We start from the raw sequence: 26,805 nt of genomic DNA, 5'->3' as shown, positions 1-26,805 counted from the left end.
CGGCGCCTGCGCGGTGCGCGGCGGCGAGTTCCGGCCGGCCGCTACGCGCGGCGCGGTGGGGGCAGCGCGGCGCATGGGGCGACGGATGAGGTGGCGCCGGATCGCGGCGCCGGAACTGTGCAGATAGTCACCCCGTGCCAAGATGCCAGAGGCGGAAGGTCCCGCGCGGTGAAATTGCCGCCCCGGCCGGCCGGGATCGCGCGCTGCGGCCGCCTTGCGGCTAGGCACCGCCGGCACCGGCGGCCGACCGTGCGCCCCCGGTTCCGCCCCCCTCGCCGTCGTCCTCGTGCCCGTCCGCGTCCTCGTCGTCGGGCCGGTCATACGGGCGCGCGACCCGCGCATCGGCCAGCGCATCCGCCCACCATCGCAGCCGGTGCGCAAAGACCGCCATCGCCGCCTCGGCCGCCGCCGCGTCGTCGGGATCGGTGATCCGCCCGGCCGCGTCAAAGCGCCGCCAGGGCGAGGCAAAGCTGAGCGTGTCGCGGATGGTGACGGTGTGCAGTTCGGCCAGGATCACGCGCAGCGCCTCGATCGCGCGCAGCCCGCCCGATATGCCGCCATAGCCGATCAGCCCGACCGGTCGTGCCCACCATTCGGCGGTCACCGAATCGATCAGCGTCTTCAGCGTGCCCGGTTCGGCATGGTTGTATTCGGGGGTCACGATCACGAAGCCGTCGGCGCCCGCCATGCGCTGGCGCAGCCGCGCCACGGCCGCCTGGTCGCCGATCTGCACATGCAGCAGGTCGGGATCGGCAGGATCGAGGATCTCGGGCGCGAAGCCGTGCATGGACAGCTGGCCCGCGACCCAGGCGGCCACGCGGTCGTTGATCCGCCCCTCGCGGATCGAGCCGAGGATCACCACGATCCGGTTGCCCTGCGTCATGGCCTGCACCCTGCCTTTCCTGAGCGGCAGCCGTGCCGCCCGCTGTCGATCGTTTTGCCGCCGCGCCGCCCCGGCGATGCGTCCCTGGCCGGTTCCGCCGTCGCCCTATAGCCTGTCCGGCGGGGTTTTGCCATAAAGCCCGTTGCCGCAGGTGTCGCAGCCGGCGCAGGCAGCCCCCGCCGCGACAACGCGGCCTTGCGCGCGGGGGCGCAAGCGGCGATGCTGCGGCCCCGGGCGGGCCACGCGTCCTGCCGCATCCTTCCAGCAGGCGGACCCCGATGTTTCCGATCCGAGATCACAACCCCTCGCAGCAGACGCCGGTCGTCACCTGGCTGCTGATTCTGGCCAATATCGCCATGTATCTGCTGACCCTGCCGCAGACCGAGGATGCGCAGATGCTGTTCGCGCGCCTCGCGCTGTATCCGGTGGCGGTGACGCAGGGCGACTATCTGTGGGGCCTTGGAACCCATATGTTCCTGCATGCCGGGCTGCTGCATCTGGGCGGCAACATGCTGTTCCTGTGGATCTTCGGCGACAATCTGGAAGAGCAGATGGGCCATGCCGGCTTCCTGCTGTTCTACCTTGCCGCGGGCCTTGCGGCAGCCGCCGCCCAGATTGCGGCCGATCCCGGCTCCAGCGTGCCGATGGTGGGCGCATCCGGCGCCATCGCCGGGGTGATGGGGGGCTATCTGCTGATGTTCCCGCGCGCAAGGGTCGATGTGGTGGCGATCTTCGTGATCTTCTTCAAGGTCTTCACCCTGCCCGCCTGGATCATGCTGGGCCTGTGGTTCGCCTTCCAGATCTTCGGCGGCTTCTCGATCAGCAGCGATCAGGGTGGTGTCGCCTACTGGGCCCATGCGGGCGGCTTTGCGGCGGGGGTGCTGCTGTGCCTGCCGCTGTTCGCGCGGCGCGGCGGGCCGGGCTACTGGGCGCGGACCGCGGGCCACCCGCCGCATCCGGCCGCGGTCTACCGGCAAAGCCGCATCCCGCAGGTCCGGCGCTGAGAGAGGCCCGCGCGGCGCCCCGATCGCTAGCGGTTCAGGCCGCCCGCGACGCTGGGCACGTCGCCCGGCATGAAGCCGAAATGCCGCAGCCAGCGCAGATCGCTTTCGAAGAAGGCGCGCAGGTCGGGGATGCCGTATTTCAGCATCGCGATCCGGTCGATGCCCATGCCGAACGCAAAGCCCTGCCACTCGTCGGGGTCGATCCCGCCCGAGCGCAGCACATGCGGATGCACCATCCCCGAGCCGAGGACCTCGAGCCAGCCATCGCCCTGCCCGACCTTCAGCGTGCCGCCCTCCCAGGAACACTGGATGTCGACCTCGGCCGAGGGTTCCGTGAAGGGGAAATGGCTGGCGCGGAAACGGGTCCTGACCGGCGTGCCGAAATAGGCGCTGAAGAACTCCTCCAGCGTCCATTTCAGCTGCGCCATGGAAATGTCGCGGTCGATCGCCAGGCCCTCGATCTGGTGGAACATCGGCGTGTGCGTCTGGTCCATGTCCATCCGGTAGACGCGGCCCGGCGCGATCACCCGGATCGGGGCGCCCTGGTCCTGCATGGCGCGGATCTGGACCGGGCTGGTATGGGTGCGCAGCACATGCGGCGGGCGGTCGTCGCCCGGCGCGCGGTGCAGGTAGAAGGTGTCCATCTCCTGCCGGGCAGGATGTTCGGGGGCGATGTTCAGCGCGTCGAAATTGTACCAGTCCGTCTCGACCTGCGGGCCCTCGGCCACGGCAAAGCCCATGTCGGCGAAGATCGCCGTCACCTCGTCCATAACCTGACTGACCGGGTGGATCGTGCCTTGCGGGCGCGGCCGGCCGGGCAGCGTCACGTCAAGCCATTCGCCGGCGAGGCGGGCCTCCAGCGCGGCATCGTCGAGGCTGGCCTTGCGGGCGCGCAGGGCGGCCTCGATCTCGTCGCGCAGGGCGTTCAGCGCCTTGCCGGTGGTCTGGCGTTCCTCGGCGCTCATCCGGCCCAGTTCGCGCATCTTCAGGCTGATCTCGCCCTTCTTGCCAAGGGCGGCAAGGCGCACCTCCTCGATGGCGGCGGGATCGGCGGCCGAAGTGATGCGGTCAAGCCATTGCTGGCGCAGGGGGGTCAGGTCGTCCATCGTCATGCCTATGCGTGCGGGTCGGGGCATGCGTTAGCATCTTGGCCGTCCGGGGGAAAGCCTCGGCCCCCCAGCGGGGGCCGAGGCGGGGTCGCTATTTCCAGATCTCGCGGGTCACGCCCGGCGCGATCTCGGGGTGGTCGGCGATGTGGAACTTGGGCTCCTGCCCGGACTTGCGCTGGCGCACATAGTCGCGCGTGACATAGGTGATGGTGCCCGACAGCGCGACAATGGCGATCAGGTTGATCGTGGCCATCAGCCCCATGCTGGCATCGGCGAAGTTGAACACAGTCGAGACCGCCTGCATCGCGCCCCAGATCACCATGGCCAGCGCGGCGACGCGCAGCACCAGGATGCCGGTCGTTCCGCCGCCCAGGAAGACAACCGCGTTCTCGGCATAGGAGTAGTTCCCGATGATCGAGGTGAAGGCGAAGAAGAAGATCGCGATCGCCACGAAGATGCCGCCGAAGCCGCCGAAGTGGTCGGTCAGCGCCGCCTGCGTCAGGTTCACCCCGGTCAGCTCCGCCGAGGGCATCACGTCGGCCAGCAGGATCATCACCGCCGTCGCGGTGCAGATCAGCAGCGTGTCGATGAAGACGCCCAGCGCCTGCACGAAGCCCTGCGAGCTGGGGTGATGCGGGTCGGGCGTCGCCACCGCGGCGATGTTGGGGGCCGAGCCCATGCCCGCCTCGTTCGAGAACAGGCCCCGCTTGATCCCGTTGAGCGCCGCCGCCATGACGCCGCCGGCCACGCCGCCGACCGCCTCCTGCAGGCCGAATGCGGATTTGACGATGCCGACGAGGATGCCCGGCACCTCGCCCGCGTTCATCACCAGCACGATGACCGCGGCCAGCAGGTAAAGCCCGGCCATCGCCGGCACGACCTTCTCTGCCACCCGGGCGATCTGCGGGATGCCGCCGAAGATGATCACCGCCGTCAGCGCGGCGACCGCCACTCCCACCAGCGCCTTGTTGATGCCGAACGACCGCTCGACCGCCTCGGCGATGGAATTGGCCTGCACGGCGTTGAAGATCAGCCCGAAGGACAGGATCAGCGCGACCGAGAAGATCGCCGCCAGCCAGGGCTGGCCAAGGCCGCGGGCGATGTAGTAGGCCGGGCCGCCGCGATACATGCCGCCGGGACCGTGAACCTTGTAAAGCTGGGCCAGCGTCGATTCGGCATAGGCCGTGGCCATGCCGACCAGCGCCACCATCCACATCCAGAAGATCGCGCCCGGCCCGCCCAGGGTCAGCGCCACGGCGACGCCGGCGATGTTGCCGGTGCCGACGCGGCTGGCAAGGCTGACGGTCAGCGCCTGGAAGGGCGAGATGCCGTCGCGGTCGGTTTCGCCCGACCCGATCACACAACGCCACATTTCGGCGAAGTGGCGGAACTGGATAAAGCCCAGCCTGACGGTGAAATAGACGCCCACGGCCAGGAGGCCGTAGATCAGCACGTAACCCCAGAATATCGTGTTCAGAAAATCGATGATCGCGTTCATGCATGAGCCTCCTGAATGCGGATGGGCCGAGACTGTAACGGATGCGTGAGCAGTTCAAGGGCGGCGCGGCCCATCTGCCTCATTGGCGGGCGGTGACGCGCAGGCGGACGCCGCCATGCGGGCGAAGCGTCAGGATCATGCGCGGTTCTGGCGCCTGACCGGGCAGAGCCTCGAAGCGCAGCCGGGCCAGCAGCGTGGCGAGGATGATGACCGCCTCCTGCAGGGCAAAGCTGGCGCCGATGCAGATCCGCGGTCCGGCCCCGAAGGGCAGGAAGGCATAGCGGTCGGGCGTGGTCGCAAAGCGGTCGGGATCGAAGGCCTCGGGCCGGTCCCACAGCAGGTGGTGGCGGTGCAGCGCATAGATCGGCAGCATCACCGTGTCGCCCGGCCTGACCTCGCGCCCGCACAGCCGGTCACGGGCCTGCGCGGTGCGCGACAGGAAGGCGGCCGGGGGGTACAGCCGCAGCGTCTCGTTCACGATGCGCAGGGTCAGGGGCAGCGCGCCCAGATCCTCGGAGGTCGCGGCCCGGTCGCCCAGGACCGCCCGCGCCTCGGCCGCCGCACGATCCTGCACGGCAGGATCGAAGGCGCACAGATACAGCGCCCAGGCCAGCGTCAGGGCCGTCGTCTCGTGCCCCGCGACGATGAAGGTCAAGAGGTTGTCGCGCAGTTCCGGCCGGCTCATGCGCCTACCTGTCTCGGGGTCCTCTGCATCCAGCAGCAGGTCCAGCAGGTCGGGCGCACCACCGGGCGGACGCTCGGCACGGGCGGCAATGGCGCGGTCGGCCATCCGCTTCATCCGCCGCAACTCGCCCCCCGCGAGGATCCGCCCCGGACGCGGCAGCCAGGCCGGCAGGCCCAGCACGTCCAGCAGCGAGACCTTGGCGGTCTGCGCGATATAGCCCTCGATCGCGTGATGAACCGCGGCGCGATCGAAGGCGGCATCGCCCGACAGCGTGACATCCGAGATCACCTCGAAGGTGGCCGCCACCGTCTCGTCGAACACGTCCACGGGCCCGCCCGCGGCCAGAAGGCGGCGGCACGAGGCCTCGGCGGCGGCGGTCATCACCGGCCCCAGCGCGGTGACGTGACGATGCGCAAAGGCCGGCGCCAGCGCCCGCCGCTGCCAGCGCCAATGCGCGCCCTCGGCGACGAACAGGCTTTCGCCGACCGCCGGCTTCAGGATCAGCTTGGTGGTGACCGATTTCGGATAGTCCTCGACGCGCTCCTTGAGGATCTGTCGCAGGCTTTCGGGGTCCATCACCATGTGCCAGCGGATCCCCGTCGTGCCGGACACGATGGGCTGGCGCAGCGCCAGTTCGGGGATGATCGACAGCACGTTGCGCCGCGCGATCATTACCGTCTCGAGGATTCCGACCGGCCTGGTCGCAAGGGCGACGCGCGCCGGCAGACGATCGGGCTCGACCGCGATCATTGGCCACGCCCGCGCGGCAGGACAGAAAGGCTTTTCGGGGACTGCGGAACACCGTGCATCGGCAAAGCCTATCCGGTCCTTGGCCCGGCCTCAATGCGACCTCGGGGCGCGGGCCTTTCGGGTGTCGCGCGCAAGCAAAAGGCCCGCGCCGAGGCGCGGGCCCGTCGATCACGTGGCCCGTGGCCCGTCGCGCTCAGGCGGCGGCCTTGGCCTTTTCCACGATCGCGCCGAAGGCGTCGGGTTCGTTCACGGCCAGATCGGCCAGAACCTTGCGATCCACTTCGATGCCGGCCTTGGCCAGCAGGTTGATGAAGCGCGAATAGGTCATCTCGGCATCGACCAGACGGACGGCCGCGTTGATCCGCTGGATCCAGAGGGCGCGGAAATTGCGCTTGCGGGCCTTGCGGTCGCGGGTGGCGTACTGGTTGGCCTTGTCGACGGCCTGGGTGGCGGTGCGGAAGTTCCGCGAGCGGGCGCCATAATAGCCCTTGGCCTTGTCCAGAACCTTCTTGTGGCGGGCGTGGGTCACCTTGCCGGATTTAACTCGTGCCATTGTTCAGTCCTCGGATCAGCGGTTGTAGGGCATGTATTTCTTGACGATCTTGGCGTCGGCGTCCGACAGGACGCTGGTGCCGCGCGCATCGCGAATGAACTTCGTGGTGCGCTTGATCATGCCGTGGCGCTTGCCGGCCTGGGCGGATTTCACCTTGCCCGTGGCCGTCATCGAGAACCGCTTCTTGGCGGCCGACTTGGTCTTCATCTTCGGCATTTTCATCTCCTTCGTCAGAGTGAACGCGCGCCTCGGCAATGCCATATCGGCCGGACGCGCGGGCAGGAAGCGCGCCGTATACGGGCGCGCCGGGGGATTGGCAAGGGGCTGTGTCCGTCAGGGCGCCGTCGCCTCGGCGGACAGGTTGTCCCAGGCCGTCAGGACATCCTGCGGCTGGAACGGATCGGGGTCCAGATAGGCCGACGCGAAGATCGCGGCGATCCCCAGGATCAGCATGATCGCGGCCCCGCGCGGCGGTTGCAGCCGGATCAGCTGGACGATGGCCGCAACCACCGAGATCAGGCACAGCGCCACGCCGGCCAGCAGCAGGTAATCGGTCATCCTCGTCCCCGTTCTTGTCTGTCTGGGGCGATTTATTCCGGATCGCTGGCGTAAATCAACCGCTCGTCGCAGGGCGCGATGCGCAGGATGTTGGTGGTGCCGGGCACGTTGAAGGGCACGCCGGCCATCACCACGACCTGCCGCGTCTCGTCGGCAAAGCCGAATTCGCGGGCCGCCCGGGTGCCGTTGACCACCGCCTCCTTGAAGCGGCCGAGCACCGGGGTCATGACGCAATGCGTGCCCCAGGTGAGGGCCATCCGGCGGACGACGGACATCACCGGGCTCAGCGCGATGATCGGCACGCGGGGGCGTTCACGGGCCACTAGGCTGACCGTCGTGCCCGACTGGCTGAAGGCGCAGATCGCGGCCACGTCGGTGGTCTCGGCGATCTCGCGGGCGGCGGTCACGATCGCGTCGGCGACGCTGTGCAGCTTGGCCGCGCGCGACGCCTCGATGATCGAGCGGTAGTTCGGATCGGCCTCGACCGAGCGTGCGACGCTGTCCATGGTGGTCACCGCCTCGACCGGGTAGGATCCGGCGGCGCTTTCGGCCGACAGCATCACCGCATCGGCGCCCTCGTAGATCGCGTTGGCCACGTCGCTGACCTCGGCGCGCGTCGGCATGGGGCTTTCGATCATCGATTCCAGCATCTGCGTGGCGACGATCACGGGCTTGGCCGCCGCCCGGCAGAGGCGCACCAGCCGTTTCTGGATGGGCGGCACGGAATGCACCGGCAGTTCGACCCCCAGATCGCCGCGCGCCACCATGATCCCGTCCGAGGCCTTCAGGATCTCGTCGAAGGCGCGCACGGCGGCCGGCTTCTCGATCTTGGACAGCACGGCGGCGCGGCCCCGCGCGAGGGTCTTGGCCTCTTCGACGTCCTCGGCCCGCTGCACGAAGGACAGCGCCAGCCAGTCGACGCCCAGCTCGCAGGCGAATTCCAGATCGGCCCGGTCCTTGTCCGACAGCGCGGCCAGCGGCAGCACCACATCGGGCACGTTAACGCCCTTGCGATCGCTGATCGTGCCGCCGACCGTGACCGTGCAATCGGCGAAATCGGCGCCGCATGTCTCGACCCGCAACCGGATCTTGCCGTCATTCACCAGAAGGTCGCTGCCGGGTTCCAGCGCGGCGAAGATCTCGGGATGGGGCAGCTGCACGCGCGTCCGGTCACCCTTGGCGCCGTCCAGGTCGAAGCGGAAGGAATCGCCCTCGGCCAGATCATGGGCGCCGTCCGCGAACTGCCCCACCCGCAGCTTGGGCCCCTGAAGATCGGCGAGGATCGCGATCGGCCGCCCGGTCTCGGCCTCGATGGCGCGGATCGTGTCATAGCGGGCGCGGTGGTCGTCGTGGTTGCCGTGGCTCATGTTGAGGCGGAACACATCCGCGCCGGCATCGAACAGCGCCCGGATCATCTCCTTGGTGGACGACGCCGGCCCAAGGGTTGCCACGATCTTCACGTTGCGATGTCGTCTCATCATCCGGTCCCCTCTAGGTTTAGCGCTATCAATGCCACAATTTCGCGCCCGCAGCAACTGGCGTCCCGACACAACGTCGCATAGACAGCCTGCAAGATGAAGGGTGACAACGCCATGACGGAGACGGCCTTCACCAGCCTTGGCGAGGATCGCCGCTCGCGCTGGCTGGTGACCTGCGATCATGCCAGCAACCGGGTGCCCGACTGGGTCAATGGCGGCGATCTGGGCATCGCCGCCGCCGACATGTCGCGCCACATCGCCTATGATGTCGGCGCAGCCGGGCTGGCGCGCGATCTGGCCGCCCGACTGGACGCGCCGGCGGTGTTCTCGACCTTCTCGCGGCTGGTGATCGACCCGAACCGCGGCGAGGACGACCCGACCCTGCTGATGCGGCTCTATGACGGCACGGTGATCCCGGCCAACAAGGCCGCCGACGCGGCCGAGCGCGAACGCCGCCTCGCGCGGCTGCACCGGCCCTATCACGCCGAACTCGGCCGCCTCGCGGCCCGCCACCCGGCGCGCTGCATCTGCGCCATCCACAGCTTCACCCCGCAGCTGCGCGGACGCCCGCCGCGCCCGTGGCATGTCGGCATCCTCTATTCGCATCGCGACGCGCGGCTCGGCCCGGCGATGGTGCAGGCCTGCCGCGACGCGGGCTGGATCACCGGCGAGAACCAGCCCTATGACGGCCATCTGGCAGGCGATTCCATCGACCGCCACGCGCTGGCCCATGGCCGCCCCAATGTGCTGATCGAGGTGCGCAACGACCTGATCGCCACGCCCGGGGGGCAGGCCGACTGGGCCGCGCGTCTTGCCCCGGTCATCGCCGGCGTGCTGGCCGCCAGCGGAATCTAGGCCGCCGTCCCGGTCCGCACCAGGGCCCCGATGCAGGGCGTCCGGGGGGCGCAGCTCCCCCGACCATCGCGGGACGCAAGGGCGCCGCGGGCCTGCCGCGCCGCCTCAGCCGGGTCCCGCTACGTCTCAGTCACAGCCCAAGCGACCCATAGACATTCGAGATCCTGCGGATCGCCACCACATAGGCGGCCGTGCGCATGTCGTCGACCTGCCGATGCGTCATCCACACCTCCTTCATCTTGCCGAAGGCCTCGCGCATCGTGTCGTCCAGCCCCGACCGCACCAGTTCCAGCTCGTCCGCGCCGATCAGGAACTCCTCCTTGAAGCCCTTGGCCAGCGTGAAGCGCGTGCCGGTATCGGCCGAGATGCGCTCCAGCTCCTCGATCAGCATCCGCGCGCGGGCCTCCTCGTGGCGCCGCTCCAGCCGGCCGAGGCTGATCTGCGACAGGTTCTTGACCCATTCGAAATAGGACACGGTGACGCCGCCGGCATTGGCGTACATGTCGGGAATGATGACCACGCCGCGCCGCTTCAGCACGTCGTCGGCATCGGCCGTCACCGGCCCGTTCGCCGCCTCTATGATCAGCTTGCACTTGATCCGGTCGACATTGCCGGTGTGGATCACGCTTTCGACCGCCGCCGGGATCAGGATGTCGCATTCATCCTCGAGCCCGACCAGCCCCTCCTCGCGATAGCTGCCGCCGGCAAAGCCGCGCACGCCCCCGGTCGCAAGGACATGGCCGCGCAGCGCGTCGATGTTGATGCCCTGCGGGTTGCTGATCGCGCCGTCGCGTTCGATCACCGTCACGATTTGGGCCTTGTCCTCGACCGACAGGAACTGCGCCGCGTGATAGCCCACATTGCCCAGGCCCTGCACGACGATCTTCTTGCCCGCCAGCGTGCCCTCGAGCCCCGCCTTCTTCATCACGTCGTCATGGCGGAAGAACTCGCGGAGCGCATATTGCACGCCGCGCCCGGTCGCCTCGACGCGGCCCTCGATGCCGCCCGCGGTGCGCGGCTTGCCGGTCACGCAGGCCTTGGCATTGATGTCGTCGGGATGCAGCCGCTTGTAGGCATCGGCCATCCAGGCCATCTCGCGCTCGCCCGTGCCCATGTCGGGCGCCGGAACGTTCTGCGAGGGCGAGATCAGGTTGCGCCGCGACAACTCATAGGTAAAGCGGCGGGTGATCTTTTCCAGTTCGTCCTCGTTCCAGGCCCGCGGATCGATGCACAACCCCCCCTTCGAGCCGCCAAAGGGCACCTCGACCAGGGCGCATTTGTAGGACATCAGCGCCGCCAGCGCCTCGACCTCGTCCTGGCTCACATCCAGCGAATAGCGGATGCCGCCCTTGACCGGCTCCATGTGTTCGGAATGGACCGAGCGATAGCCCGTGAAGGTGTGGATCTCGCCGCGCAACCGGACCCCGAACCGCACCGTATAGGTCGAGTTGCAGACCCGGATCTTCTCCTCGAGGCCGGCCGGCAGGTCCATCAGCCCGGCGGCATGGGTGAACATCCGGTCCACTGAGTCGCGAAATGAGCCCGTTGCTTTCGACATCGTTGATCTCTCCCCCTCGAATCCTGACGTGATTCGGTGTTGCCTTGCCCGGAAGGCTAGGCGATGCACCGCGGATGATCCACGCCGCAGCGGCCCCAGGGCAGCGCAATCGCCGTGAATTTCGCACGGCGGCCCCGGCCACGAAGGGGTGATCCGCGAAACCGAACCGCAGGTCTCGGCATTATGGACCCATGCGAGAATTGATGAATGAATTGTGAGGACGCAAGAATGATGGACAGGCAGCGATTGAATCCGGGGCGCAAGTTCGACCAGGTCCGCGACGGCGCACGCGACATTTTCCTGCGCGATGGCTATTCCGGCGCCAGCGTCGACGACATCGCCCGCGCCGCCGGGGTCTCCAAGGCGACGCTCTACAGCTATTTCCCCGAAAAGCGGATGATGTATCGCGAGGTGCTGCTGGACGAGATGAAGCGCATCGCCGCCGAAAGCCCGATCAGCATCTGCCCCGATCTCGCCCCGGCCGAGGCGCTGCCGCTGATGGCCCGCCAGATCGCCGAATGGCTGGCCTCGGACCCGGTGGTCCGCATGTCGCGCACCACCATCGCCGAGGCGGTGCGCTTCCCCGAGGTGTCGCGCCAGTATCACGCCATCTGCCAAAGCCTGCTGCGCGATGTCGTGCAGGCGCATCTGGAACGGTGGGTCGCTGCGGGCGATCTGCAGATCGAGGACACGCGGCTGGCCGCCGAACAATTCGTGCGGCTGTCGGGTACGCTGCTGCAGGAAAGCTCGCTGTTGCTGGCAAATCCGGCGCCGCGCGACTCGGTCATCCGCGAGGTCAGCGACAGCGCCGCCCGACTGTTCCTGGCCGCCCATGGCGACGGCACCGCCGGTCGGCACTTCGCCGCCGTGTCCTGAGCGGCCGGCCCCGCCGCGCGTCGCGCGGCGGGCGCGCCGGGTGATCACCTGCGCCATGTCACGGCGCCGGCGGTGAAGGAAACGTGATCCGCGCCTCGGGTTCTCAACCGCTGATGCAACCCCTATAAGTGCCGACACGACAAGAATGCCCTGACGGGCTACCGAGGGACGTCAATACGATGATCACAACGAGGTTTCTGCCTTCCGCCGCCCTGATCGCGGCCGCCGCCGTGGCCGCCTGCGCGCCGGTCGCCCCGCCGCCGCCGGTCGCCGCGCCGCTGCCCGTCGCACCGATCGCGCCGCTGCCCGCCGACGGCATCGCCGGCCTCGAAGAGCGCCAGCCCGACCTCTGCGGCGCAAAGACCTATGTGCCCAGTCTCGGCCAGCCGGGTTCGGTCATCCCCTCGCTGGGGATCGCGAAGGAATACCGGGTGGTCGAATATCGTGGCATCGAGCCGCAGGAATACAACCCGCAGCGCATCGTCTTCCGGCTGGATGCCTCGGGCAACATCTACAACATCGATTGCGGGTGATGACATGACAGCGAAATCCCTGCTCCTGGGCCTCGTGGCGGTCGCGGGCCTGGCCGCCTGCGAGCCCGTGCCCCCGCCCGCCGTGATCCCCGACGAGGCCGCCGATGCCTGCGGTGCCGCGGGCTACAAGGGCCTGATCGGTCAGCCGCGCGAGGTTCTGGCCCAGATGACCTTCCCGATCGGCACACGGATGATCGGCCCCGAGGATGCGGTGACGGCGGATTTCAGGCCGGACCGTCTTAACATCGAATATGGGCGCAGCGGCCGCATCGAGAAGGTCAGCTGCTACTGAGCCGCGCCGCATCGGGCCGGGCCGGGCCGGGCCGTCCCGCGCCCGGTCCGGCTTCCGGTTTTTCCGTTGCGTCGGGTCGGTCGCGGTGTCACCATCGCGTCATGTTGAACGCCGCACCGCCGTTTCAAGCCGATCCCGACCGCGTGGTGTTCGACCGCCAGGAGCTTTCGGCGATCCTGTCGGTCTATGGGCGCTTCGTGGCGGCCGGCGAGTGGCGCGACTACGCCATGTCCTTCCTGCGCGACGTCGCCGTCTTCAGCGTGTTCCGCCGCGCGACCGAACACCCGCTCTACCGCATCGAGAAGCGCCCGCGCCTGCGCGCGGCGCAGGGTGCCTATGCGGTGATCGCGATGGATGGTCGCATCCTCAAGCGCGGCCATGACCTGCGCCAGGTGCTGCGGGTGCTGGACAGCAAGCTGATCCGCGCGGTCGACCAGCCCTGAACCGGGCGCCCCCGCGGGCGACAGGCCCCATGCCTCAGCTGCCGCGCGGCTTGGCGCGGGTCGTCGGATCGGCAGCGACCGGATCCTCGGGCCAGGGATGGCGCGGATAGCGGCCGCGCATCTCCTTGCGGACATCGGCATAGGAGGTGGCCCAGAAGCCCGGCAGGTCGCTTGTCACCTGCAGCGGCTTGCCGCCCGGTGACAGCAGGCTGATCCGCAGCGGCCGCCCGCCGACCACCGGATGCCGCGCAACACCGAAGAGTTCCTGCAGGCGCAGTTCGATCGAGGGTGTCTCGTGGTCGTAGTCGATCGGCACCTTGCGGCCCAGGGGCGTGACGAAATGCGCGGGCACCTCGCGCGCCAGACGCTGCTGGCCGTCCCAGCCGATCCGCGCCATCAGCGGCTCGACCAGATCGAGGCGGCGCAGATCCGCAAGGCTGCGGCGCTGGTCCAGCCAGGGCAGCAGCCAGTCGCCATCCGCCAGCAGCGCCGCGTCATCGACCGGGCCAAGCCCATCGACCAGCCCGATCCGCGCCCGCAGCCGCAGGGCGGCCGGGGTCCAGGGCAGGCCGTCCTGACGCAATCCCTCCAGGGCCGCGCGGGCCAGGGCCGGCGCGGGCGCCTTGGTCCAGGCCCGGTCCGACAGCAGCAGCGCGCCCAGACGCTCTTGCAGGCGCGCCTGCACCCGGCCCTCGCGGCGCGACCACGCGCAAAGCCGCACCTCCTCGATCCGCGCAGCATGCAGCGCCCGCAAGTCGTCTTCGTCCACGGCCGCGGCCAGCCTGATCCGCGCCTCGCGGGGGTCGCCGTCCAGATCCAGCGCGACGATCAGAGGCGCGGCGGCCAGCGGGTCGGCTGGCCCGATCACCGCGCCCTTGCCCCCCGACAGCACGAACCGCGGCGCCTCGCCCGGCCGCCGCTGCCCGATCCGGTCGGGATAGGCCAGCGAGGCCATCGCCCCCGGGGACAGGGCCGCGCGACGGGGCGGGTCGCCCTCCGCAGGGTTCGCCGTCTCGTCGGCGCGGTGGCGGGGGGGTGCGGGGGGGCGGCCAGCCCCCCCGCTGTCGCGGGACGCAATCAGCCGGCCCAGGCGGCGCGCCTCGTCGCGAAGCCGCGCAAGCGCGGCCCGGTCGAGGTCATGCGGATGGCCTGCGGCAAATCCGCCCGGATCGCGCATCGCCGCAAGCCGCAGAGCCACATCCGCAGGCGCGCCCCGCAGCGGGTCGCGATCGTTCAGCAGAGCCGCCAGATCCGCAGCCCCGGCCCCCGCGACCGACAGCATGTGGCCGAGCCGCGGATGCAGGGGCAGGCGCACCAGATCCCTGCCATGGGCGGTGATCCGGCCGGCCCGGTCCAGCGCACCCAGATCGGCCAGCAGCGCCCGCGCCTCGGCCAGCGCGGCCTCCGGTGGCGCGGTCAGGAAGGCCAGCCCGCCCGGCTCGGCGCCCCAGGCCGCCAGTTCCAGCGCCAGCCCCGCGAGGTCGGCCACCGCGATTTCGGGCGGCGCAAAGCCGGGCAACGCGCCCTCCTCGGCGCGCGCCCACATCCGGTAGCAGATGCCGGGCGCCACCCGGCCCGCGCGGCCGCGGCGCTGCTCGGCCTCGGCGCGGCTCACCCGCTCGGTCACCAGCCGCGACATGCCGCTGCCGGGATCGAAGCGGGCGCGGCGGGCGCGGCCGGCATCGACCACCACCTGCACCGCGGGAATGGTCAGCGAAGTCTCGGCGATCGCGGTCGCCAGCACGATGCGCCGACGCTCGCCCGGCGGTGACAGCGCCGCGCGCTGCGCCCGCGCCTCCATCGCCCCGAAAAGCGTCATCACCTCGCAATCGCCTCCCGCCAGCAGGCCCGCGACACGCCGGATCTCGCCCTCGCCCGGCAGGAAGGCCAGGATGGTGCCGCCGGTCGCACGCGTCTCGGCCTCGGCCTCGGCGATCAGCCGCGCCGCCGCGTCGGCCAGCCGCGCGCCGGGCGCCATCGGCCGCGGCAGCCAGCGGGTCTCGACCGGAAAGGCCCGTCCGTCCGAGCGGATCAGCGGCGCATTGCCCAGAAGCGCCGCGACCGGGCCGGCGTCCAGCGTGGCCGACATCACCAGCACCATCAGATCCTCGCGCAGCGCCGCCCGCGCCTCCCAGACCAGAGCCAGCCCGAGATCGGCGTTCAGGCTGCGCTCGTGGAACTCGTCGAAGATCACGCAGCCGACCCCCTCGAGGCCAGGGTCCGACTGGATCATCCGCGTCAGGATGCCCTCGGTCACCACCTCGATGCGCCGGCCCGGCACGGTCTCGCCGCGCATCCGGTAGCCGACACAGGCCCCCGGCGCCTCGCCCAGGTCCTCGGCCAGCCGCTCGGCCGCCGCCCGCGCCGCCAGCCGTCGGGGTTCCAGCATCAGGATTCGGCCGGCCACCATGTCCAGCAGCGCCAGCGGCACCCGCGTCGTCTTGCCCGCGCCCGGCGGCGCCACCAGCACCGCCCGGCCATGCGCGGCCAGCGCCGCGCGCAGCGCCGGCAGAACCTCGTCGATCGGCAACCCTTCCCGCATCCGCGCGCTTATGCCAGAGCGGCGGGCGGCGTGAAACCCCGCCCCCATCTATGAAATCCGGCGCAGCCCCCCTATCTTCGGGGGCAACGAGAACGAGGTGGCAGGCGGAATGGGTATCGGCAGCGATCTGATGACGGGGCTTGGCCTCGGCGATCCGGTGATCCGGCTTGGCGTCACCGGCCTGTCGCGGGCGGGCAAGACGGTGTTCATCACCTCGCTGGTGGCCAACCTGATGGATCGCGGCCGCATGCATGCGCTGCGCGCCGCAGCCGATGGCAGGCTGAAGGCCGCCTGGCTGCAGCCGCAGCCCGACGACACCGTGCCGCGCTTCGACTTCGAACGTCACCTGGCCGCACTAACCGGCCCCCAGCCGCGCTGGCCGGACGGCACCCGCCATGTCAGCCAGCTGCGGCTGTCGCTGCGGCTGGAACCACGGGGGATGCTGTCGGGGCTGCGCGGACCGCAGACCCTGCATCTCGACATCGTGGACTATCCCGGCGAATGGCTTCTGGACCTGCGGCTGATGGAGCAGGACTTCGCCGGCTGGTCGGCCGAGGTGCTGGGCCGGATGGCCGACCGGCCGGGCGCCGACGCCTATCTGGCCGCCCTCTCGGGCCTCGACGGCGGTCGCAGCGACGAGCCGACCGCCCAGGGCCTCGCCGAAACCTACACGGCGCATCTGCACGCGGCGCGCGAGGCGGGGTTTTCCGACTGCACCCCCGGCCGCTTCCTGATCCCCGGCGAGATGGCCGGATCGCCGGCTCTGACCTTCGCGCCACTGCCGGCGTCGCTGACCGACAGCCGCCTCGGACGCGAATTCCGGCGCCGCTTCGACGCCTACAAGTCGCGGGTCGTCAGGCCGTTCTTCCGCGACCATTTCGCCCGCATCGACCGCCAGGTGGTGCTGGTCGACGTGCTGGGCGCGATCCACCAGGGCCCGCGCGCCGTCGAGGACATGCGCCGGGCCATGGCCGATGTGCTGACCGCCTTCCGGCCGGGCCGCGCCGGCTGGCTGGCCCAGCTTCTGGGCAGCCGCCGGGTCGAGCGGATCCTGTTCGCCGCCACCAAGGCCGACCACCTGCACCACATCCAGCACAACCGGCTGGGCGCGATCCTGTCTGCAATGCTGCGCGAGGCCCGCGACCGCGCCGATTTCAGCGGCGCCCGCACCGAGGCGCTGGCCATTGCCGCCCTGCGCGCCACGACCGAGGACGTGATCCGGCAGGACGGCGCGGAGCTGCCCGCCGTGCGCGGCCGGCTGCTTGACGGGCGGCAGGCGGCCTTCTATCCGGGCGAACTGCCCGCCGACCCGGCGATGATCCTGCATCCCGCGCGCGATGGTGCCGCGACCTGGCTTGACGGAGACTACGCCATCATGAACTTCGCCCCAGCGCCGATGACCGCGCGCCCCGGTGACGGGCCTCCGCATATCCGGCTGGACCGCGCCGCCGAATTCCTGATCGGAGACCGGCTGTGAGCGATGATCCCACCCGCCGGCAAGGCCCCGTGCTGATCGAACTCGACGCGCCCGCAGCCCGGCCAGCCGCGCCCGGCCCCGCGTTGCGCCAGCCGCAGGCGGATCCGGAAGGCGGACCCAGCCCCGCCGACGCGCCGCCGATCGACACCACGGACCCGCGCCTGCCGCGCCCCCGCACGATGGAGATGGTCACCCGGCTGGTCGGGCGGCCGCCCTCGCGGCTGACGCGGTTCTTCGTCAATTCCGGGGTGGCGCTGTTCACCTTCCTGCTGTCGATTGCCGCGCTCGAGTTCATCGACGGCCTGCTGACCAGCTATCCGGTGCTGGGCTGGGTCGGCATCGCCCTGTTCGCGATGTTCACGCTGGCGGCGCTGGGCATGGCCTGGCGCGAATACCGGGCCTGGTCGCGCTTTGCCCAGATCGACCGGGTCCAGCGGCAGGCCGGCGCGGCGCTCGCCGATGACAGCATGGCGGCGGCGCGCGAGGTGACCGACCGGCTGATGACCCTCTACCGCAACCGGCCCGAGCTGGACTGGGGCCGCGGGCGGCTGGCCGAGCGGCGCAGCGAGGCGCTGGACGCCCGCACCCTGCTGACCCTGGCCGAGACCGAGTTGCTGGCCAGCCTCGACCAGGAGGCGCGGCGCGAGATCGAGGCCGCCGCCCGCAGCGTCGCGGCGGCCACCGCGCTGATCCCGCTGGCGCTGGCCGATGTGGCGGCGGCGCTGGCCGCCAATCTGCGGATGATCCGGCGCATGGCCGAGATCTATGGCGGCCGGGCGGGCGCGGTCGGCGGCTGGCGGCTGGCCCGCACGGTGATGACGCATCTGGTCGCCACCGGCGCGGTGGCGGCAGGCGACGACCTGATCCACACCGTTGCGGGCGGCGGCGTCCTGGCCAAGCTGTCGCGCCGCTTTGGCGAGGGCGTGGTGAACGGCGCGCTGACCGCCCGGGTCGGCATCGCCGCCATGGAAGTCTGCCGCCCCCTGCCCTTCATGGCGCAGCCCCGCCCCAAGGTCGGCAACCTGCTGACCCGCGGCCTGCGCGGCCTGTTCGGCGACAGCGAGGCCGCCGCGCGCGAGACCTCGGGCTGAGGCCGGGCCGTCTCAGCCCTGCGCCGCCGCCGGCCCCGCGCCCGCGACCGCGCCCGCGCCTGCGCCCGCGGCACGGGAAGCCAGCGCGGCGACGATCTGTTCCATCACCAGCGCGCCGTAGTCGGCATTGCCATGGGCGTAGTCGGTCGCGGGCTGCGGCTCGGGCTGATGCGGGCTGAGGCGCAGCGCGCCGCGCATCAGGTCGGCGCGGGTGAAGGCGACGCCCTCGCGAGCGGGGTCCGGCCAGAACAGCGGCACCGCACCGGGCGCGGCCTCGGCCGCGACGGCCCGGCAGAACCATGCCTGCCAGAAGGGCGCATCGCCGCGCGCGACCAGATCGACATAGGCGCCGAAGCGGTCAGGATCGGCAGTGCACTCGGCCGAGGGCATCGGCTCGGGCAGCAGCAGGACCGGCCGCCCCAGCGGGCGCAGCTGCGCCAGCAGGCGCAGCGCCGCGCTGCCGCGGATGCGCTGGCGCAGCGCTGCGTCAAGCAGGCGCCGCCCGACCAGCTGGCAGCCCGCATCGCCCGCGATCACCGAGGGAAAATCGAGGCTGCGGTGATCGGCGCACAGCTGGGCCGAACCGGTCCAGCCCAGCCCGCCGACGATCGCGAAGGCGTCGTAACCGGTGACCGGCAGGCGGCGCACCATGTTGTAATGGCGCATCTCGGCCGCGACTGCCGGATCGGTCGGCGCCAGCACCCCGTCGCGCAGCTCGAGCCGGCCGATATTGCCCGACAGCAGCCCGCAGAAGTCGATGTCATGCGTCGGCCAGCGCGCGGAATCGGCGACATAGGCCAGCCGCGGCGCCGCGATATGCGAATTGCCGATGACCAGCAGGCGCGGCAGGGCGGCGCTCATCTCTGGAATGCCTCGAGCATGGCGTCCTCGCAGACCGGATCGCTGGCCTCGGCGGCCGGCCCCGCCCCCTCGCCCGCGGCGATGCCGTGGGCGGCGAGGAAGGCGCGCATCACCGCGGCGACGCCCTCCGGCGTGACCTGGCGCAGGTCGTCGGCGAAGAACGCCCCCCGCGCGGCCGGGTTGGTGACGATCTCGTAGGCCGGAAAATAGTCGGCATCGCCATGGGCTGCGGCGAAGTCGCCGGCGGCGGCGCGCAGCGTTGCCTTCGAATACTGCGTGGCCGGCAGCACATGCCCCCCCGCCGCCGTGGCCGTCAGCGGCACCGGCGAGACCGTCAGCAGGATCCGCATCTGCGGGTTGAAGCCGTGCAGCGCCGCCCGCATCCGGCCCAGATCCTCCAGCACCTGCGGATAGGAGAAGTTCACGAAGGCATGGGCATCGGGGTCGAACCGCCCGGCGATGACGCCCGGGCAGCTGGGAAAGACCCGTCCGCTGCGCCGGCATTGCCATGCCTCGGTCAGCCCCAGCGTGAAGACGAAGACATCGGCGCGCGCCAGCATCGGCCGCAGGCGGGCAAGATGACGGCGGCGGATGGCCAGAACCTCGGCCGCGCTGTCCAGCCCCTCGGGGTCGAGGCCGGGCCGCAGGGCGTCGTGATGGCGGCCGCGGCGGGTCCAGACCAGCGCCGGGTCGGGCCGGCCCGAGGCCACTTCGGCCAGCAGCTGCACCATCTGGCGCACCGAATAGATGTTGCCGTAGCGCCCCGAGTAAAGACCGAAGCCGTGGCGCTGCGCGAGGCCCGGGGCGATGCCGGGGGGCGCGGGCTCGGCATCCAGCACCTCCAGCCCGGCGCGGCGCAGCGCCTGGCCAAGATGTTGCGCAAAGCAGCTGCCGGCCGTCGCGATCCGGCTGTCAGGGGTCAGCGCGAATTTCGGCGCATGGATAGCGGCCGGCAGGTCCGGTTCGGTCCCGGCGACGGCGGTGCGCCAGAACGCAGAGGCGGGAAGGCTGGCATAGGGATGGTCCATGACCGCAGACATATGCACGCGCATCCCGCAAAGAAAAGGCCCCGCCATGCGGACATGGCGGGGCAAGGCGGTCCCGGCCACCCGCAGGGCGGCAGGACTTGGCGAAACCTGTGGGGCCGTGTCAGTTGGGGCGGGCGACCTCGCCCTCCATCTCGGCGCGGATCTGCTGGCGCAGGATGTCGATGGGGATCATCTTGCCCTCGCGGCGGAAATGCCAGTAGGTCCAGCCGTTGCAGGAGGGCGCACCCTCCAGCGCGGCGCCGACCTGGTGGATGCTGCCCTTGACGTCATTGCCGATCAGGCTGCCATCGGCGCGGACCTTGGCCTTGTGGCGGTTGCCGATCGAGAACAGTTCCTCGCCCGGCCGCAGCATCCCGCGTTCGACAACCTGGCCGAAGGGCACGCGCGGTTCGGCCCTCTTGGCGCGGGTCGTGGCAATCGCGTCCACGTCAAAGCGGCGGATGCGCGACAGCCGCTTTTCGGCCACCTCGCGATAGGCGGCCTCGCGTTCGATGCCGATGAAGTCGCGGCCCAGCATCTTGGCGACCGCACCGGTCGTGCCGGTGCCCAAGAACGGGTCCAGCACCACGTCGCCGGGATTGGTGGTGCCGACGATGACCCGGTGCAGCAGCGCCTCGGGCTTCTGGGTCGGGTGGGCCTTGTCGCCCTTGCCGTCCTTCAGCCGCTCGCCGCCATTGCAGATCGGGATCACCCAGTCGCTGCGCATCTGCACGCCCTCGTTCAGCGATTTCAGCGCCTCGTAGTTGAAGGTGTATTTCGAGCCTTCCGATCTCGAGGCCCAGATCAGCGTCTCATGCGCGTTGGTCAGCCGCTTGCCGCGGAAATTCGGCATCGGATTCGACTTGCGCCAGATCACGTCGTTCATGATCCAGAAGCCCTGGTTCTGAAGCTCGGCGCCGACGCGGAAGATGTTGTGATAGCTGCCGATCACCCAGATCGCCCCATCGGGCTTCAACAGTCGGCGCGCGGCGGCCAGCCAGTCGCGGGTAAAGCGGTCATAGGCCGCAAAGCCTGCGAACTGGTCCCAGTGATCGTCCACCGCGTCGACCTTGGAATTGTCGGGCCGGTGCAGATCGCCCCGCAATTGCAGGTTGTAGGGCGGATCGGCAAAGATCAGGTCGACGCTGCCCTCGGGCAGGCCGTTCATGATCTCGATGCAGTCGCCGGCCAGAATCCGGTTCAGCGGAAGGGGCCGCGCGACGTCGGCGCGCTGGTCTGTAATCTTGGTCATCTCTGCCTCGTGCGGTGCCGGCTGGGCCGGTCTGGTATGGCGCAAGGATGAGTCAGAGGTGATTCGCCGTCAAATTCTTTTTTGAATCAGAGGGTTGATGGAGGGGCTTTACACAAGATGTTGTGGACCGGGCGGAACGAACGCCTATGATGAGGAGTCACGCCCAGATCTAGCAGCGCCGCCAGATGCTGCGGCGTCGGATAGCCCGCATTCGCCTCCCAGCCGTAGCCGGGGTGCTGTTGCGCCAAATCCACCATGATGCGATCGCGCAACACCTTGGCCAGGATCGAGGCCGCCGCGATGCTGAGACAGCGCGCGTCGCCCTTGACCACCGCCTCGGCGGGCGGGGCAAGATCGCGCGGCAGGCGGTTGCCATCGACCAGCACATGGCAGGGGGCCTCGCGCAGCCCGGCGACGGCGCGGCACATCGCCAGATGCGCGGCGTGGTGGATGTTCAGCAGGTCGATCTCGGCCACCTCGACATGGGCCACCGACCAGTCGCAATGCGCCATGATCCAGGCTGCCAGCATCTCACGGCGGGCGGCGCCCAGCTTCTTGGAATCGTTCAGCCCCGCAGGAAGGTCCGCGGCGCCGGGCAGCACCACCGCCGCCGCCGTCACCGGTCCGGCCAGCGGACCCCGGCCGACCTCGTCGACCCCGGCCACGCGCCGCGCGCCGCGGGCGATGGCGGCGGCCTCGTGGCTGAAATCGGGCAGGCTCATGCCTCGATGGTCACCGGGGCGATATGCGCCTCTTCGAGATTGGTGCCCTCGCCGTCGCGGTCGACCACCAGGAAATCCGCGGCACGGTCCAGCGGCGTCAGCACGCCATGCCAGACGCCGGCGCGCAGGTTCACCCCCACCCCCGCCGGCACCAGGAAGGCCAGCGGCGCCCCGGGCCGGCCGCCCTCGTCGGGCGCGACGACCGACAGCCAGGCGTCGGGCCCCAGCGGCATGAAGGCCTGCGAGCCGAGCGGGTGGCGCTCCAGCAGCGCGCAGTCATAGGGCAGGCTGACCGGCTGCGAGCGGAAGATCGAGATGATCGCCTCGCCGCCATGCCGCTGGACGGTGGCCAGCGCGTGGTGGCGTTCGCAGCGGCCCTCGTTGATCATCCGCACGGTGGCGGATTTCGGGGCCAGTACCTCGCCGAAGGGGGCGAAGGCCTCGGCGGTCAGCGGTCTTGCGGTGATGCGGGTCATGGCGGTTCCTCCGGCCCCTGATCTAGCGCGCGCGGGCCGCCGCGTCGAGACGAAGCCGCCCGCCGGCAGCGCCGGGCCGCGGCGCAGGGAGTTTGCCCCCTGCGCGAATTGCGGCCGCAAGCAAGGGGTTTGCGGGCGAAAGCCCGAAGCTCCGGCGGTCATTGCGCGCGAAACCGCGATGGTGTTTCCACGCGACGGGAAAAGCCGGGGCCGCCGCTCAGCGCCGCGGGTCGGCCATGCGCGGCAGCAGGATCGCCAGCACCCCCATGACCGGCAGCACCGAAACGAGCCGGAAGACGAAGTCGATGCCGCGGGCATCCGCCACCACGCCCAGCGCCGCAGCGGCGATCCCGCCCATGCCGAAGGAAAAGCCGAAGAACAGCCCGGCGATGGTGCCGGTGCGGCCCGGAACCAGCTCTTGCGCAAAGACCACGATTGCTGGGAAGGCCGAGGCGAGGATCAGCCCGATCAGCACCGCCAGCGCCCCGGTCGTCAGCAGCCCGACATGCGGCAGCAGCAGCGTGAAGGGCAGCACGCCGAGGATCGAGAACCAGATGACCCGCAGGCTGCCCACGCGATCCCCGAACAGCCCGCCCAGCATCACCCCGCCCGCCATGCCCGCGAGGAACAGGAACAGCATGATCTGCCCGCCCTGCGGCCCCAGGCCGAACTTCTCGATGGTGAAGAAGGTGAAATAGCTGCTCATCGCGGCGGTGTAGATGTTCTTGGTGAAGGTCAGCGCGGCCAGCACCAGGATCGCCCGCAGCACGACGCCGCGCGGCAGGCGCAGCCGACGGTCCGGGGTGGCGGCATGGGCGCGGCGCCGCCCCTCGGCCCAGGCGCCGACCCGCGCCAGCATGCCCACGCCAAGCGCGGCGGCAACCGCGAACCAGGCCACCGCCGGGCGGCCAAGCGGCACCACCACGAAGGCCGCCAGCAGCGGCCCCAGGGACTGCCCGGCATTGCCACCCAGCTGGAACAGCGACTGGGCGGTGCCGAAGCGACCGCCCGAGGCGATGCGCGCCACGCGCGAGCTTTCGGGATGGAACACCGCCGAGCCGATGCCGATCAGCATGGCCCCCGCCAGCAGCGTCCCATAGCTGCCCGCGACGGCCAGCAGCAGCACCCCGCACAGGCTGGCCGCCATCCCGAGGGCCAGCGACCGCGGCTGCGGATGCCGGTCGGTCAGCGCGCCGACGACCGGCTGCAGCAGCGAGGCGGTGACCTGAAAGGCGAAGGTCATCGCCCCGATCTGCGCATAGCTCAGCGCGAATTCGGCCCGCAGCAGCGGGTAGATCGCCGCCAGCATCGACTGCATCACGTCGTTGATCAGGTGACACAGGCTGATCGCCACCAGAACCGCCCATGAGGTCGGCTTGGGCGACGCGGCACCCCCAGCCGGTGCGGCCACCCCCGTGATGCCATCCTGCTGCGTCATCGCCCCTGCCCTGTCTGCGTTCAAATCCGTCACATCGCGCGAATATCAGGCCAACGTGAAATTGAGAATAGCCCGCAGGCACAACCGGAACGTTAAGATAATTGTCTTTAAGAACAGGTCCCTGCCGAAATCAACCGTTTTGTCTATTTGGACAGGTTCTTTTATGTCCGGCGCGGGCCGATAATGAAAAAGCAATTACCCCGAGCCTGAATATCGCATGACGAAAATTCCCAGTAACGTGGCGCGTTCCCTGCGGCCCGCCAGCCCCGAGCGTGGCATGAAACGCATGAACACCTGGCAGTCCGTGCGCGCCGTCGTCATGGAGCGCATCCGTTCGCGCGAATGGCCGCCGGGCGAACTGATCCCGACCGAACAGCAGCTTGCGGTGCAGCTGGGCTGCGCGCGTGCGACCGTCAACCGGGCGCTGCGCGAACTGGCCGACAGCGGGATCATCGAACGCCGCCGCAAGGTCGGCACGCGGGTGACGGCCACGCCCTCGCGGCGGACCACCTTGGAAATGCCGGTGATCCGTCACGAGGTCGAGGCGCTTGGCCAGCACTACGAATACCGGCTGACGGGCTATGCGACCAGCGTGCCGACAGAGGCGGCGATGCGCGCCCTGCAGGTCGGCGCCGAGGATGAGCTGGTGCTGATCAAGGCGCAGCACCTGGCCGACAACCAGCCGCATTGCTGCGAGGCGATCTGGCTGAATCCGCGCGTCCTGCCGCATCTGACCCGCGCCGATGTCGAGGCGGTGCCGGCGCATGAATGGCTGGCGCGCAACGTGCCGCTAACGCATGGCCAGTTCTCGATCCTCGCCGAAGGCGCGTCGGGAGACTGCGCCCGCAACCTGCGGGTCGAGCCGGGGACCCCGGTGCTGGCCATCGAGCGGTTGAACTGGACGGATGCCACGCCGGTCTCCTTCGCGCGGCAGTTCTATTCGCCGCAGCACCGGCTGATCTCGGAGGACTGAGCCGCAGCGGGCCGTGCGGCGCGCTATCCCGCCGCCATCAGCGACGGGATCAGCGTCGACAGCGCCGGGACGAGCACGATGACCAGCAGCACCAGCAGGTCGATGCCCAGAAACCGCGCGACGCCGGAAAAGATCCGGTCCACGCCGACATCGCGGGCGACATTGCCGATGACGAAGACGTTCAGCCCGACCGGCGGCGTGATCATCCCGATCTCCAGCAGCTTGACGATCACCACGGCGAACCAGATCGAGTCCATGCCGTAACCCTGGACCAGCGGCAGCATGAAGGGCAGCGTCAGCACCAGAATCGTGACAGGGTCCAGAAACAGGCCAAGGACCAGATACAGGACCACCAGCACCATCAGCAGCACGACGACCGGGACCTGCGCCCCCGCGATGCCGTCCGCCACCATCGCGTCCAGCCCGGACTGCGTCAGGAAGGCCAGGAACAGGCGCGCCCCCAGGATGACCAGCACCAGCGCGGCCGACTGCATCAGGCTTTCCCGCGCCGCCCGCAGCAGCACGTCCGGCGCAAGGCGGCCCTGCACGAGGCCGAGGCCCACCACCAGCGCAAGGCTGATCGCCGCCGCACCGGTTGCGTCCCACAGCCCGGTGCCGATGCCGCCCATGATGATCGCAAGGACCAGCAGGGCGGGCCAGGCGGCCAGGGCCGCCTCGGCCCGGCCCGGTCCGGTCTGCGGCGCCGGTGGCGCGGCGGCGGGGTCCTGACGGACCCACCAGCCGATGACGCCCACCATCCCGGCCAGCGACAGAAGCCCCGGCAGGATGCCGGCCATGAACAGCCGTTCCACCGGGATGCCCGAGAAGACGGCGAACAGGATGAACAGGACAGAGGGCGGGATCAGCCCGCCCAGCGTGCCGCCGGCAGCCACCGAGGCTGCCGCGAGGCGCGGATCATATCCGGCGGCGCGCATCTCGGGCACGCAGATGCGGCCCATGGTCGAGGCGCAGCCGACCGACGAGCCCGAAATCGCCGCAAAGCCTCCGCAGCCAAGCACCGAGGCGACCGCCAGTCCGCCCGGCAGCGGCCGCAGCCAGACGGCGGCGGCGTCGTAGATGCGGGTGGTGATGCCGGAATAGAAGGCGATGTTTCCCAGGGCCACGAACAGAGGCACCATCGCCAGCGCCTCCGTGGCCACCAGCCCCTGCATGATCTCGAGGATCTGCGCCCCGGTCTGCTGCAGCGCGCCATCCGTGCCGTCCGTCGCATTGAGAAGCAGCAGGCCCGCGGCAGACAGCGCGATCAGCGCATGGGCCAGCGGCACCCGCAGCGCCACAAGCGCCAGCGCAAGCAGAAACCCGCCAAGCCCGATGGTCGCCGGGGCCATGTCAGATCGCCTCCTGCCCGTGCTCGTCCGTGATCGTGCCAGTGTCGCGCAACGTCCGACGGTCCTGCGCCAGCATCCCGGCCAGCCGCAGCGCCATCGCCAGCAACCCGACCGCCAGCAGTGTCAGCGCGGCATCGCCCGGCAGCCCGGCACGCCCTCCGGCCAGCACCCCGGCCAGACCCCCGATCGCCGCGGCGATCAGCACCAGCAGCGCCACCAGCCCGACCGCGTGACCCAGCAGGACCAGCCGCGCCCGGTCGGACGTGGCCATCCGGTCGCTGAGGAAGGTCACCGCCAGATGCGCCCGCGCGGCCGTCGCCGCGGCCAGCGGCAGCACCAGCACCGCCACGATCAGGGCCGGCACGATCGCCCGGTCCCCGAGGATGCCGGCCCCCGCACCGCCCCTGAACACGGCATCACCCGCCAGCACAAGGCACAGCAGCGCAAGCGCGACGACCGCCAGATCCAGCAAACGCCGTGCGATCAGTTGCATGCCATGCCCAAGACCATGCCGCCGCGCC

27 protein-coding genes are annotated in these 26,805 nt (G+C 70.3%); 9 read left to right on the top strand and 18 right to left on the bottom strand.

The genetic code is table 11. From position 1 onward, the window contains the following. Positions 1-220 precede the first annotated feature (220 nt). Positions 221-883 (bottom strand): NADPH-dependent FMN reductase, encoded by a 663-nt coding sequence (locus Q5Y72_RS08670; RefSeq protein WP_305963017.1) that lies wholly within the window; start codon positions 881-883, stop codon positions 221-223. Positions 884-1,161: 278 nt separating this feature from the next. Between Q5Y72_RS08670 and Q5Y72_RS08665 the strand changes: the two genes are divergently transcribed. After that, entirely contained in the window at positions 1,162-1,887 is a 726-nt protein-coding gene (locus tag Q5Y72_RS08665) for a rhomboid family intramembrane serine protease (RefSeq protein ID WP_305963016.1), read from the top strand. Positions 1,888-1,913: 26 nt separating this feature from the next. Here the strand turns inward: Q5Y72_RS08665 and pheS are convergent, their stop codons facing one another. The 7 genes from pheS to pyk all read right to left on the bottom strand — a co-directional run bounded on the left by pheS (position 1,914) and on the right by pyk (position 8,518). Continuing rightward, entirely contained in the window at positions 1,914-2,993 is a 1,080-nt protein-coding gene (gene pheS / locus Q5Y72_RS08660; protein ID WP_305963100.1) for a phenylalanine--tRNA ligase subunit alpha, read from the bottom strand. A gap of 94 nt (positions 2,994-3,087) precedes the next feature. Then, positions 3,088-4,494 (bottom strand): alanine/glycine:cation symporter family protein, encoded by a 1,407-nt coding sequence (locus Q5Y72_RS08655; protein WP_305963015.1) that lies wholly within the window; start codon positions 4,492-4,494, stop codon positions 3,088-3,090. 79 nt (positions 4,495-4,573) lie between these two features. Beyond that, the gene (locus tag Q5Y72_RS08650) at positions 4,574-5,929 is read right to left on the bottom strand and encodes a cytochrome P450 (protein WP_305963014.1); all 1,356 of its coding nucleotides are present in this window, start codon (positions 5,927-5,929) and stop codon (positions 4,574-4,576) included. A 193-nt stretch (positions 5,930-6,122) separates the two neighbouring features. Beyond that, complete coding sequence (gene rplT / locus Q5Y72_RS08645) at positions 6,123-6,482, bottom strand: 50S ribosomal protein L20 (protein WP_305963013.1); 360 nt, start codon at positions 6,480-6,482, stop codon at positions 6,123-6,125. 15 nt (positions 6,483-6,497) lie between these two features. After that, positions 6,498-6,698, bottom strand: a complete 201-nt coding sequence (gene rpmI / locus Q5Y72_RS08640; protein WP_305963012.1) for a 50S ribosomal protein L35 — start codon at positions 6,696-6,698, stop codon at positions 6,498-6,500. 117 nt (positions 6,699-6,815) lie between these two features. Further along, the gene (locus Q5Y72_RS08635) at positions 6,816-7,040 is read right to left on the bottom strand and encodes a hypothetical protein (RefSeq protein ID WP_305963011.1); all 225 of its coding nucleotides are present in this window, start codon (positions 7,038-7,040) and stop codon (positions 6,816-6,818) included. A gap of 32 nt (positions 7,041-7,072) precedes the next feature. Further along, a complete protein-coding gene (pyk, locus tag Q5Y72_RS08630) occupies positions 7,073-8,518 on the bottom strand; it encodes a pyruvate kinase (RefSeq protein WP_305963010.1) in 1,446 nt (481 codons plus the stop codon). Between the two features lie 114 nt (positions 8,519-8,632). Between pyk and Q5Y72_RS08625 the strand changes: the two genes are divergently transcribed. Then, positions 8,633-9,373 carry an N-formylglutamate amidohydrolase gene (locus Q5Y72_RS08625; protein ID WP_305963099.1) on the top strand — a complete coding sequence of 247 codons (741 nt, stop codon included), beginning with the start codon at positions 8,633-8,635 and terminating at the stop codon, positions 9,371-9,373. A 130-nt stretch (positions 9,374-9,503) separates the two neighbouring features. Here the strand turns inward: Q5Y72_RS08625 and Q5Y72_RS08620 are convergent, their stop codons facing one another. Further along, positions 9,504-10,931 carry a Glu/Leu/Phe/Val family dehydrogenase gene (locus tag Q5Y72_RS08620; protein WP_305963009.1) on the bottom strand — a complete coding sequence of 476 codons (1,428 nt, stop codon included), beginning with the start codon at positions 10,929-10,931 and terminating at the stop codon, positions 9,504-9,506. A gap of 228 nt (positions 10,932-11,159) precedes the next feature. Here Q5Y72_RS08620 and Q5Y72_RS08615 point away from each other — a divergent pair, with 228 nt between their 5' ends. From Q5Y72_RS08615 to Q5Y72_RS08600, 4 genes are all read left to right on the top strand, one after another. Next, positions 11,160-11,807 carry a TetR/AcrR family transcriptional regulator gene (locus tag Q5Y72_RS08615; RefSeq protein ID WP_305963008.1) on the top strand — a complete coding sequence of 216 codons (648 nt, stop codon included), beginning with the start codon at positions 11,160-11,162 and terminating at the stop codon, positions 11,805-11,807. 179 nt (positions 11,808-11,986) lie between these two features. Beyond that, a complete protein-coding gene (locus Q5Y72_RS08610; protein WP_305963007.1) occupies positions 11,987-12,340 on the top strand; it encodes a hypothetical protein in 354 nt (117 codons plus the stop codon). 4 nt (positions 12,341-12,344) lie between these two features. Next, the gene (locus Q5Y72_RS08605) at positions 12,345-12,632 is read left to right on the top strand and encodes an I78 family peptidase inhibitor (RefSeq protein WP_305963006.1); all 288 of its coding nucleotides are present in this window, start codon (positions 12,345-12,347) and stop codon (positions 12,630-12,632) included. A gap of 101 nt (positions 12,633-12,733) precedes the next feature. Next, positions 12,734-13,075, top strand: a complete 342-nt coding sequence (locus tag Q5Y72_RS08600) for a DUF2794 domain-containing protein (RefSeq protein WP_305963005.1) — start codon at positions 12,734-12,736, stop codon at positions 13,073-13,075. A 34-nt stretch (positions 13,076-13,109) separates the two neighbouring features. Here Q5Y72_RS08600 and hrpB read toward each other — a convergent pair whose 3' ends face one another. After that, complete coding sequence (hrpB, locus tag Q5Y72_RS08595) at positions 13,110-15,617, bottom strand: ATP-dependent helicase HrpB (RefSeq protein ID WP_305963004.1); 2,508 nt, start codon at positions 15,615-15,617, stop codon at positions 13,110-13,112. Positions 15,618-15,726: 109 nt separating this feature from the next. On the opposite strand from hrpB, the gene Q5Y72_RS08590 reads away from it, so the two are divergent. Next, complete coding sequence (locus tag Q5Y72_RS08590; protein WP_305963003.1) at positions 15,727-17,094, top strand: YcjX family GTP-binding protein; 1,368 nt, start codon at positions 15,727-15,729, stop codon at positions 17,092-17,094. After that, a complete protein-coding gene (locus Q5Y72_RS08585; RefSeq protein ID WP_305963002.1) occupies positions 17,091-18,185 on the top strand; it encodes a YcjF family protein in 1,095 nt (364 codons plus the stop codon). The genes Q5Y72_RS08590 and Q5Y72_RS08585 overlap by 4 nt, the downstream gene beginning before the upstream one ends. Positions 18,186-18,197: 12 nt before the next feature. On the opposite strand, the gene Q5Y72_RS08580 is transcribed toward Q5Y72_RS08585, so the two are convergent. The 6 genes from Q5Y72_RS08580 to Q5Y72_RS08555 form a co-directional block, all read right to left on the bottom strand. Next, entirely contained in the window at positions 18,198-19,046 is an 849-nt protein-coding gene (locus tag Q5Y72_RS08580; protein WP_305963001.1) for a hypothetical protein, read from the bottom strand. Continuing rightward, on the bottom strand, positions 19,043-20,074 hold the full coding sequence (locus Q5Y72_RS08575) for a GSCFA domain-containing protein (RefSeq protein WP_305963000.1): 1,032 nt from the start codon (positions 20,072-20,074) through the stop codon (positions 19,043-19,045). Before Q5Y72_RS08575 ends, Q5Y72_RS08580 begins: the two co-directional genes overlap by 4 nt. Before the next feature lie 121 nt (positions 20,075-20,195). Beyond that, positions 20,196-21,326: a site-specific DNA-methyltransferase gene (locus Q5Y72_RS08570; RefSeq protein ID WP_305962999.1), complete on the bottom strand. Its 1,131-nt coding sequence runs from the start codon at positions 21,324-21,326 to the stop codon at positions 20,196-20,198. Between the two features lie 86 nt (positions 21,327-21,412). Beyond that, on the bottom strand, positions 21,413-22,048 hold the full coding sequence (gene rnhB / locus Q5Y72_RS08565) for a ribonuclease HII (RefSeq protein WP_305962998.1): 636 nt from the start codon (positions 22,046-22,048) through the stop codon (positions 21,413-21,415). After that, on the bottom strand, positions 22,045-22,524 hold the full coding sequence (locus Q5Y72_RS08560; RefSeq protein ID WP_305962997.1) for an ureidoglycolate lyase: 480 nt from the start codon (positions 22,522-22,524) through the stop codon (positions 22,045-22,047). The genes rnhB and Q5Y72_RS08560 overlap by 4 nt, the downstream gene beginning before the upstream one ends. A gap of 217 nt (positions 22,525-22,741) precedes the next feature. Continuing rightward, entirely contained in the window at positions 22,742-23,962 is a 1,221-nt protein-coding gene (locus tag Q5Y72_RS08555; protein WP_305962996.1) for an MFS transporter, read from the bottom strand. A gap of 217 nt (positions 23,963-24,179) precedes the next feature. Between Q5Y72_RS08555 and hutC the strand changes: the two genes are divergently transcribed. Then, positions 24,180-24,935 (top strand): histidine utilization transcriptional repressor HutC, encoded by a 756-nt coding sequence (gene hutC, locus Q5Y72_RS08550; protein WP_305962995.1) that lies wholly within the window; start codon positions 24,180-24,182, stop codon positions 24,933-24,935. A 23-nt stretch (positions 24,936-24,958) separates the two neighbouring features. Here the strand turns inward: hutC and Q5Y72_RS08545 are convergent, their stop codons facing one another. Further along, the gene (locus tag Q5Y72_RS08545; RefSeq protein WP_305962994.1) at positions 24,959-26,284 is read right to left on the bottom strand and encodes a TRAP transporter large permease; all 1,326 of its coding nucleotides are present in this window, start codon (positions 26,282-26,284) and stop codon (positions 24,959-24,961) included. Between the two features lies 1 nt (position 26,285). Further along, positions 26,286-26,777, bottom strand: a complete 492-nt coding sequence (locus Q5Y72_RS08540) for a hypothetical protein (protein WP_305962993.1) — start codon at positions 26,775-26,777, stop codon at positions 26,286-26,288. Between the last annotated feature and the right edge of the window lie 28 nt (positions 26,778-26,805).

This window comes from Paracoccus spongiarum (genome assembly GCF_030732095.1).
In the GTDB taxonomy this organism is placed as follows: Bacteria; Pseudomonadota; Alphaproteobacteria; order Rhodobacterales; family Rhodobacteraceae; genus Paracoccus; species Paracoccus spongiarum.
This window is presented reverse-complemented; position numbering and strand designations above follow the sequence as displayed.

Excerpts from the sequence above, each read along its gene's own strand:
- Q5Y72_RS08635 (WP_305963011.1), bottom strand. The coding sequence starts at position 7,040 with ATGACCGATTACCTGCTGCTGGCCGGCGTGGCGCTGTGCCTGATCTCG.
- Q5Y72_RS08655 (WP_305963015.1), bottom strand. The coding sequence starts at position 4,494 with ATGAACGCGATCATCGATTTTCTGAACACGATATTCTGGGGTTACGTG.
- pyk (WP_305963010.1), bottom strand. The coding sequence starts at position 8,518 with ATGAGACGACATCGCAACGTGAAGATCGTGGCAACCCTTGGGCCGGCG.
- Q5Y72_RS08555 (WP_305962996.1), bottom strand. The coding sequence starts at position 23,962 with ATGACGCAGCAGGATGGCATCACGGGGGTGGCCGCACCGGCTGGGGGT.
- rpmI (WP_305963012.1), bottom strand. The coding sequence starts at position 6,698 with ATGCCGAAGATGAAGACCAAGTCGGCCGCCAAGAAGCGGTTCTCGATG.
- Q5Y72_RS08580 (WP_305963001.1), bottom strand. The coding sequence starts at position 19,046 with ATGAGCGCCGCCCTGCCGCGCCTGCTGGTCATCGGCAATTCGCATATC.
- Q5Y72_RS08570 (WP_305962999.1), bottom strand. The coding sequence starts at position 21,326 with ATGACCAAGATTACAGACCAGCGCGCCGACGTCGCGCGGCCCCTTCCG.
- rnhB (WP_305962998.1), bottom strand. The coding sequence starts at position 22,048 with ATGAGCCTGCCCGATTTCAGCCACGAGGCCGCCGCCATCGCCCGCGGC.
- Q5Y72_RS08650 (WP_305963014.1), bottom strand. The coding sequence starts at position 5,929 with ATGATCGCGGTCGAGCCCGATCGTCTGCCGGCGCGCGTCGCCCTTGCG.
- Q5Y72_RS08670 (WP_305963017.1), bottom strand. The coding sequence starts at position 883 with ATGACGCAGGGCAACCGGATCGTGGTGATCCTCGGCTCGATCCGCGAG.
- Q5Y72_RS08620 (WP_305963009.1), bottom strand. The coding sequence starts at position 10,931 with ATGTCGAAAGCAACGGGCTCATTTCGCGACTCAGTGGACCGGATGTTC.
- Q5Y72_RS08590 (WP_305963003.1), top strand. The coding sequence starts at position 15,727 with ATGGGTATCGGCAGCGATCTGATGACGGGGCTTGGCCTCGGCGATCCG.
- Q5Y72_RS08540 (WP_305962993.1), bottom strand. The coding sequence starts at position 26,777 with ATGCAACTGATCGCACGGCGTTTGCTGGATCTGGCGGTCGTCGCGCTT.
- rplT (WP_305963013.1), bottom strand. The coding sequence starts at position 6,482 with ATGGCACGAGTTAAATCCGGCAAGGTGACCCACGCCCGCCACAAGAAG.
- hrpB (WP_305963004.1), bottom strand. The coding sequence starts at position 15,617 with ATGCGGGAAGGGTTGCCGATCGACGAGGTTCTGCCGGCGCTGCGCGCG.
- Q5Y72_RS08665 (WP_305963016.1), top strand. The coding sequence starts at position 1,162 with ATGTTTCCGATCCGAGATCACAACCCCTCGCAGCAGACGCCGGTCGTC.
- Q5Y72_RS08600 (WP_305963005.1), top strand. The coding sequence starts at position 12,734 with ATGTTGAACGCCGCACCGCCGTTTCAAGCCGATCCCGACCGCGTGGTG.
- Q5Y72_RS08610 (WP_305963007.1), top strand. The coding sequence starts at position 11,987 with ATGATCACAACGAGGTTTCTGCCTTCCGCCGCCCTGATCGCGGCCGCC.
- pheS (WP_305963100.1), bottom strand. The coding sequence starts at position 2,993 with ATGGACGACCTGACCCCCCTGCGCCAGCAATGGCTTGACCGCATCACT.
- Q5Y72_RS08575 (WP_305963000.1), bottom strand. The coding sequence starts at position 20,074 with ATGGACCATCCCTATGCCAGCCTTCCCGCCTCTGCGTTCTGGCGCACC.
- Q5Y72_RS08560 (WP_305962997.1), bottom strand. The coding sequence starts at position 22,524 with ATGACCCGCATCACCGCAAGACCGCTGACCGCCGAGGCCTTCGCCCCC.
- hutC (WP_305962995.1), top strand. The coding sequence starts at position 24,180 with ATGACGAAAATTCCCAGTAACGTGGCGCGTTCCCTGCGGCCCGCCAGC.
- Q5Y72_RS08625 (WP_305963099.1), top strand. The coding sequence starts at position 8,633 with ATGACGGAGACGGCCTTCACCAGCCTTGGCGAGGATCGCCGCTCGCGC.
- Q5Y72_RS08605 (WP_305963006.1), top strand. The coding sequence starts at position 12,345 with ATGACAGCGAAATCCCTGCTCCTGGGCCTCGTGGCGGTCGCGGGCCTG.
- Q5Y72_RS08615 (WP_305963008.1), top strand. The coding sequence starts at position 11,160 with ATGATGGACAGGCAGCGATTGAATCCGGGGCGCAAGTTCGACCAGGTC.
- Q5Y72_RS08545 (WP_305962994.1), bottom strand. The coding sequence starts at position 26,284 with ATGGCCCCGGCGACCATCGGGCTTGGCGGGTTTCTGCTTGCGCTGGCG.